The organism is Streptomyces phaeochromogenes (assembly GCF_001418655.1).
Lineage (GTDB): Bacteria > Actinomycetota > Actinomycetes > Streptomycetales > Streptomycetaceae > Streptomyces > Streptomyces phaeochromogenes.
In genome coordinates this window covers 1-6734 of sequence record NZ_LIQZ01000527.1, presented here as the reverse complement: position 1 = coordinate 6734, position 6734 = coordinate 1, and the positions used below count along the sequence as shown (strand labels likewise).

Genomic DNA, 6734 nt, shown 5'->3' with positions numbered 1-6734 from the left:
CCGACTGCCCCTGGTGCGGCTCCCGGCGGCTGCGCACCCGCCTGCGCACCCCGGACCTGCTCCAGCACAAGCCCGGCACCTTCGTCGTCGACGAGTGCGAGGACTGCGCCCACGCCTTCCAGAACCCCCGCCTCACCGCCGAGGGCCTGGCCTTCTACTACCGGGACTTCTACGAGGGCCACGAGCACCACGACACCCACGAGGGCTTCGCCGAGCGGATCCTGCGCGCCCGCGCCGGACGCAGACGCCACGAGGCCGCCGCCCGCGCGATGCTCCCGTACCCCGAACCGGAGAGCTGGCTGGACGTCGGCACCGGCCACGGCCACTTCCCGGCGGCGGCCAAGGAGTTGTACACGTACACGTCCTTCGACGGCCTCGACCCCACCTCGCGCGTCGAGGAGGCGCTGACGGCGGGCCGCGTCGAGGAGGCGCACCACGGCCGGCTGCCCGACCTGGTCGACCGGCTGCGCGCCCGCTACGACGTGGTCAGCATGTTCCACCACCTGGAGCACAGCCCCGACCCGCGCGAGGAACTGCGCGCCGCACTCGCCGTACTGCGCCCCGGCGGGCATCTGCTCGTCGAAGTCCCGGACCCGGACTGCGCGTTCGGGGCGCTGCTCGGCAAGTGGTGGGTTTCCTACTGCCAGCCGCAGCACCTCCACCTCATGCCGCTGCGCAACCTGCTCGACGAACTCGACGAACTCGGCTGCACGGTCGTCTCCACCGACCGCCGCGAACCGCACATCCCGTACGACCTCACGGGCGCCCTCGCCCTCGCGATCGGCAACCGGCTGCCGGGCGGCGACGAGCCCTGGCGCCCGAGCCCGCCGACCGACCTCCAGCGCACCCTCCGTACGGCCCTGACCCGGGCCACCACCCCGCTGCTGGCCTCCGCCTTCGCCCTGGACCACGTCCTGGCCCCGCTCCTGCGCCGCACCCGCTTCTCGAACGCGTACCGGATCATCGCCCGCAAGACGGCAGGCAGGCACACCCTCCGGCCTGCGCCGGCCCTTCCCCCTAACCCTTCAGGGTGAGCGCCTGTCCCGCCACCACCAGCAGTACGTGTTCGCACTCGGTCGCGAACGCCGCGTTGAGGCGGCCGAGTTCGTCACGGTAGCGGCGGCCGGAGGGGGTGGCGGGGACGATGCCGGAGCCGACCTCGTTGGAGACGGCGACCACCGTGCGGCGGGTCTCGCGGACGGCGGCCGTCAGCTCCTCCACCCGGGCCCGCAGCGCGCGCTCGCCGCCACCGCCCCACTCGTCGTCGTCCCACGCGTTCACCGAGTCCATCGCGTCCGTCAGCCACAACGACAGACAGTCGACGAGCAGCGGCGCCCCGTCGTCCTTCAACAGGGGTACGAGGTCACAGGTCTCGGCGGTACGCCAGGAGCCGGGCCGCCGCTCACGGTGGGCGTGCACGCGGGCGGCCCACTCGCCGTCCCCGTTCCGCGTCCCCCCGGTGGCCACGTACAGCACTTCGGGAAAGGCCTCCAGCCTTCGCTCGGCCTCCACGGACTTCCCGGACCTGGCCCCGCCGAGCACCAGAGTCCGCCGGGGCACGTCGGGCACGTCCTCGTACACCCCCACGGTCAGCGTCGTACCGTCCGGCACCGCCCGTGCCCCTGCCGCCGCGAGCCGCCGCGCCAGCTCCCGGCCGGGCGGCACGTCGTGGTCGAGGTGCACCGCGATCACGTCCGTGGCCGGCCCGACGGCCCCCGCCACCCGCAGCCGCGCCAGCGCGTCCGGCCGCCCGACGACATCGGCGACCACCATGTCGTACGCCCCGGCCGCCTCCTCAAGACCCGCGGGCGCCGCGCCCGGTGGCAGATACAGCAGCCGCTGGCCGTCCGGCCCGGTCACCGCGTAACCGGTGCCCGGCGCGTCCATCGGCAGGGCCCGCACCCGATGCCCCGTCAGCAGCGCCAGCTCCCGCCCGTCCGGCACCCGCCCCGGCTGCGGCAGCCCCGCGGGCACCTCCACCGCGGGCCCGTTGTGCGGATGCGACAACAACACCTGCCGCACCCCGCCCAACGACCGCCCGGCCCGGGCCGCGGCGAAGGCGGCCCCGGGCGTCAGATCCACCAACAACGCCCCGTCGACCAACAAGGCGGCAGCCGCGCGCGCGTCCACACCCAGCGCCACCGCGCAAGCAGCACAGGGACAGTCGGGCCGAGGCAGCCCCGAGGGCCCACCGGTACCAAGCAAAGTCACTTCCACGGTTCTGATTTTCCCGCGCGGCTCCGGGTCCCGCGCGTCAGGGGGTGACGATGGCGTGCCCCTGTCTTGTGTCTTTCAGGGGCGCGGGGCTGTGACATCTGCGGCTCCGCCGCGGGCGCGGGCACCCCGCCACAACCCGCAGACGTCACACAACGGTTCACGACCTGCACCTTTGAACACCGCACAACCACCGGACCGCCTAGGCTTCGGGGCGAGAGCCCGATCTTGCTGGGAACTTTGGGAGGCTGACATGGCGGCATGGACGTGGCGGTTCGAGAAGGCCGACGGGACGGAAGTCCAGCCCGCGGTCCAGCCCGAGGAGTTCACCACCCAGGGCGACGCGGAGTCCTGGCTCGGCGAACACTGGAAGGCGCTGGCCGAGGCAGGGGCGGACCAGGTCCGTCTCTCTGAGGACGCCACGGAGATCTACGGTCCGATGAGCCTGCACGCAGAGGCTTCCTAGGGCCCCGTAGCCCATACGCGTGAGGGCCGCGGCCGTACGAACGACCGCGGCCCCTGCGCTGCTCGCCCGCACCACCCGCCGGGTCACTGCTCGCCGAGCGTCACCTCGGCGTTCTTCTCGTCACCGTCGCGGGTGTACGTCACCCGCACCTTCTCGCCCGGCTTCCGGTCCGCGAGCGCCTCGGAGAGCGAGGTGACCGTGGTGATCCCGGTGTCACCCAGCCCGGTGATGACGTCCCCGCGCTCGATCCCCGCGTTCGAGGCCGCGCCGCCGTCCTTGACCTCGACCACCGCGACCCCGGCGGGCTGGTAGTCGGCGCCCACCACGGTCCGGGCGGTGATGCCGAGCGCGGCCCGCCCCGAATCGGTGACCCTGCCGTCCTCGACGATCTGGTCGGCGACCGTACGCACCATCGACGCGGGAATCGCGAAGCCGATGCCCGCCGCCGCGCCCTCGCCCATGCCGGGATCGGTCGCCGCGAGCGTCGGGATGCCGATGACCTGCCCGTCGAGGTCGACGAGGGCGCCACCGCTGTTGCCCGGGTTGATCGCGGCCGACGTCTGCACCATGTTGGCGATGGTGGCGCCCGTACCGCCGTCCGTACTGCCCTCGCTGACGGTGCGTCCGGTCGCCGACACGATGCCCTGGGTGACGCTGGACGACAGCCCGAGCGGTGAGCCCATCGCCAGCACGATCTGGCCGACGTCCACCTTCGAGGAGTCCCCGAACTCGGCCGCCTTCAGCCCCTCCGGCTTCCGGTCCAGCTTGATGACCGCGAGATCCTGCTGCGGGTATGTGGAGACGAGCTTCGCGGTCAGCTCGTCCTCGCTGTTGGCCGTCGTCACCTTGAAGGTCTTCTCGTCCCCGACCACATGCGCGTTCGTGACGATGTGCCCCTTGTCGTCGTACACGACCCCGGAGCCCAGATCACTGGTCGCCTGGATCTGCACGACCGACGGCAGGACGTCCTTGATCACCTTCTGGTAGTCGTCCTGCAGATCGTTCGCGGCCCGGGGAGCGGCGGCCCGTGCGGCCTCGGTGCCACCCTCGCTCCCGGTCGACGCCCCGTTGCCGGAACACCCGCCGAGCAGAACCACGCAGCAGCCGGCGATCAAGGGAAGGACACGGGCAAGGGCGCGGCTACGGGGCCGGGCGGGCGGCGACGCGACATCCATGCCCCGAGTCTCGCCTCGGGGCGGCGGGTCCGGCCTGCGGTGCGGGGCCGAACAGGGGGGTTCTCAGCCCCGTACGCCGCACAGGTGGAGCAGGGCCGCCACGCGGCGGTACGGATCGGTCCGCCCGGCCCGCTCCTCGGCGGCCAGCAGCGTCTCCACGTCGTCCGGGACGGCCGCGTCGTCCGCCGCGGTGTCCGTGAAGACCCGCACCCCGTACCAGGCGTGCAGTGGCGCCCCGATCCCGGCGAGGGTGCCGGTGAGCGCGTCGAGCCGGTCGGCCCGGACGTCGAGTCCGAGGCGGTTCGTGTACGCGCTGGTGTCGAAGGACGCCAGGGTGTCCGCCCAGTCGCCGGCCAGCCCCGGCCGCATGGCCAGCGCGTCGGCGTTCCGTACGAGCAGGGAGAGCAGTCCGCCGGGGGCCAGCATCCGGGCGAGCCCGGCGAGGAGGGGGTCGGGCTCCTCGACGTACATCAGCACGCCGTGGCAGAGCACCACGTCGAAGCTGCCCGGCAGGAAGTGGACGCCGGTGTCCCGCCCGTCGCTCTCGACGAGCCGCACGCGGCTGCGGATCCCCTCGGGCTCGGCGGCGAGGCTCTCACGTGCGACGGCGATCATCGTGGAGTCCTGCTCGACCCCCGTGACCTGGTGCCCGGCCCGGGCCAGCCGCAGCGCCTGCGTGCCCTGGCCCATGCCGACGTCGAGCACGCGCAGCCGCTGCCCGACGGGGAACCGCCCGGCTATCTGCTCGTCGAGCTGCCGGGCGACCAGTTCCTGTCGTACGACATCACGCAGACCGCCCAGCTTGCTCAGCCAGGCTTCGGCCGCGCCCCCCGCGAAAGATGCCGCGCTCAGGGCCGCTCTCCGCGCTTGACCTGCGGCTTCGGCAGCCGGAGGCGACGCATCTGGAGGCTGCGCATCAGCGCGTAGGCGACCGCGCCGCGCTTGGGCTCGTCCGGGAAGCGCGCGTTGAGCTGCTTCTTCATGCGGATCGCGATGCCGATCGAGTCGACGATGATCATCACGATCACGAAGAGCCACAGCAGCAGCGCCACATTCTGCAGCTGGGCGATCTGGACCATGCTCAGGACGAGGATGATCACCGCCAGCGGCAGGAAGAACTCGGCGATGCAGAACCGCGAGTCGATGAAGTCGCGTGCGAACTTGCGCACGGGGCCCTTGTCGCGGGCGGGCAGATAGCGCTCGTCCCCACTGGCGAGCGCTTCGCGCTGCTTCGCCATCTGGGTACGGCGATCGTCACGCTGCCGCTTGGCGGCCTCCTTGCGCGTCGTCGGCGTATTGGCCACGCTGCGGCGCTGGGACTGGGCCTCACTGCGCTTGGGCGTGGGCCGACCCTTGGGGGCCTGCGGGTCACGGGGCTGAGTGGAGTCGGTCAGCGCCTTGTCGGCGGGGGCCTTCTCATCCTTGGCACGGCTACGGAACACAAAACCCAAGGGTAATGGGTACGGAGGCATGGACGTCAGCCGAGTGGGGAACGATCCGGCAACACCGGTCGTCTGTAGGGGGACAAGGGAGCCTGAAAAGGGGTGGCCGCCTACGGTTCTCCGGGCCGACCCCGGGACGAACCCCGGGGGACACCTACTCCCTACGCCGGAGCAAGATCATTCACAGTCGTCCTTGGGGATGAGCGCATCCGTCCCCGAACAGTGCGGTAATGGATGCAGGGCCCGTACTGTGGGTTCTGTTGCAGTCGCTGGAGCTGGAGTCCGTCAGAAGGGGGCGCGCGAAGCCCATGAGCGGTGTCATGAAGCGTATGGGGATGATCTTCCGCGCGAAGGCGAACAAGGCCCTTGACCGGGCCGAGGACCCGCGCGAAACCCTCGACTACTCGTACCAGAAGCAGCTGGAGCTGCTGCAGAAGGTGCGCAGGGGAGTCGCCGACGTGGCGACCTCCCGCAAGCGCCTGGAGCTGCAGCTGAACCAGCTCCAGAACCAGTCCTCCAAGCTGGAGGACCAGGGCCGCAAGGCGCTTGCGCTGGGCCGTGAGGACCTGGCCCGTGAGGCGCTGTCGCGCCGTGCCGCGCTGCAGCAGCAGGTCACCGACCTGGAGACGCAGCACCAGACCCTCCAGGGCGAGGAGGAGAAGCTCACCCTCGCGGCGCAGCGGCTCCAGGCCAAGGTCGACGCCTTCCGCACCAAGAAGGAAACGATCAAGGCGACGTACACGGCCGCCCAGGCGCAGACCCGCATCGGCGAGGCCTTCTCGGGCATCTCCGAGGAGATGGGCGACGTCGGCATGGCCATCCAGCGCGCCGAGGACAAGACCGCGCAGCTCCAGGCGCGCGCCGGTGCCATCGACGAGCTGCTCGCCTCCGGCGCCCTCGACGACTCCTCCGGGCTCGCCAAGGACGACATCCAGACCGAGCTCGACCGGCTCTCCGGCGGCACGGACGTGGAGCTGGAGCTCCAGCGGATGAAGGCCGAGCTGGCCGGCGGTTCCTCCTCCCAGCAGGCGATCGAGGGCGGCAAGGACCAGACTCAGTCCCAGCAGCAGCCGCAGGACACTCCGCGCTTCGACAAGCAGTAGCCGCAGGCAGTAGTCCCACGCCGAGGAGGGCGTCATGATCGTACGGATCATGGGGGAGGGACAGGTGAGGCTGGACGACGGCCACCTCACCGAACTGAACAAGCTGGACGACGAGCTCCTGGCGGAGATGCAGTCCGGTGACGAGGAGGGCTTCCGGCGCACGCTGGGGGCACTCCTCGACGCGGTCCGCCACCTTGGCGCGCCACTCCCTGACGCCGCCCTCGAACCCTCCGAACTGATCCTCCCGTCCCCGGACGCGACCCTCTCGGAGGTCCGAGAGATGCTGAACGACGACGGCTTGATCCCGGGCTGACTTTTCCTCGCCCCCGCCGCC

General features: G+C 71.5%; 8 protein-coding genes. 4 read left to right on the top strand and 4 right to left on the bottom strand.

The features are described 5' to 3' along the window. Nucleotides 1-1034, top strand: a 1034-nt coding sequence (locus AOK17_RS44875) for a class I SAM-dependent methyltransferase (RefSeq protein WP_055618419.1), incomplete at its 5' end; no start/stop codon positions are given. On the opposite strand, the gene AOK17_RS44870 is transcribed toward AOK17_RS44875, so the two are convergent. Next, a complete protein-coding gene (locus AOK17_RS44870) occupies nt 1018-2217 on the bottom strand; it encodes a bifunctional adenosylcobinamide kinase/adenosylcobinamide-phosphate guanylyltransferase (RefSeq protein ID WP_055618418.1) in 1200 nt (399 codons plus the stop codon). The two genes, AOK17_RS44875 and AOK17_RS44870, sit on opposite strands and share 17 nt — an antisense overlap. A 250-nt stretch (nt 2218-2467) precedes the next feature. Here AOK17_RS44870 and AOK17_RS44865 point away from each other — a divergent pair, with 250 nt between their 5' ends. Further along, entirely contained in the window at nt 2468-2680 is a 213-nt protein-coding gene (locus AOK17_RS44865; protein ID WP_055618417.1) for a hypothetical protein, read from the top strand. Between the two features lie 83 nt (nt 2681-2763). Here AOK17_RS44865 and AOK17_RS44860 read toward each other — a convergent pair whose 3' ends face one another. The 3 genes from AOK17_RS44860 to AOK17_RS44850 form a co-directional block, all read right to left on the bottom strand. Further along, nucleotides 2764-3855: a S1C family serine protease gene (locus AOK17_RS44860; protein WP_055618416.1), complete on the bottom strand. Its 1092-nt coding sequence runs from the start codon at nt 3853-3855 to the stop codon at nt 2764-2766. A 63-nt stretch (nt 3856-3918) separates the two neighbouring features. Continuing rightward, entirely contained in the window at nt 3919-4623 is a 705-nt protein-coding gene (locus AOK17_RS44855) for a class I SAM-dependent methyltransferase (protein WP_055618420.1), read from the bottom strand. An 80-nt stretch (nt 4624-4703) separates the two neighbouring features. Beyond that, nucleotides 4704-5327, bottom strand: a complete 624-nt coding sequence (locus AOK17_RS44850; protein ID WP_079053646.1) for a DUF3043 domain-containing protein — start codon at nt 5325-5327, stop codon at nt 4704-4706. Between the two features lie 278 nt (nt 5328-5605). Between AOK17_RS44850 and AOK17_RS44845 the strand changes: the two genes are divergently transcribed. Then, nucleotides 5606-6400, top strand: coding sequence for a PspA/IM30 family protein (locus AOK17_RS44845; RefSeq protein WP_055618414.1), 795 nt, complete (start codon nt 5606-5608; stop codon nt 6398-6400). Between the two features lie 34 nt (nt 6401-6434). Next, on the top strand, nt 6435-6713 hold the full coding sequence (pspAA, locus tag AOK17_RS44840; RefSeq protein ID WP_055618413.1) for a PspA-associated protein PspAA: 279 nt from the start codon (nt 6435-6437) through the stop codon (nt 6711-6713). Nucleotides 6714-6734: the final 21 nt, after the last annotated feature.

Bases quoted from the DNA above. Each gene is read 5' to 3' on its own strand.
- AOK17_RS44860 (WP_055618416.1), bottom strand. From the start codon at position 3,855: ATGGATGTCGCGTCGCCGCCCGCCCGGCCCCGTAGCCGCGCCCTTGCC.
- AOK17_RS44865 (WP_055618417.1), top strand. From the start codon at position 2,468: ATGGCGGCATGGACGTGGCGGTTCGAGAAGGCCGACGGGACGGAAGTC.
- pspAA (WP_055618413.1), top strand. From the start codon at position 6,435: ATGATCGTACGGATCATGGGGGAGGGACAGGTGAGGCTGGACGACGGC.
- AOK17_RS44845 (WP_055618414.1), top strand. From the start codon at position 5,606: ATGAGCGGTGTCATGAAGCGTATGGGGATGATCTTCCGCGCGAAGGCG.
- AOK17_RS44850 (WP_079053646.1), bottom strand. From the start codon at position 5,327: ATGCCTCCGTACCCATTACCCTTGGGTTTTGTGTTCCGTAGCCGTGCC.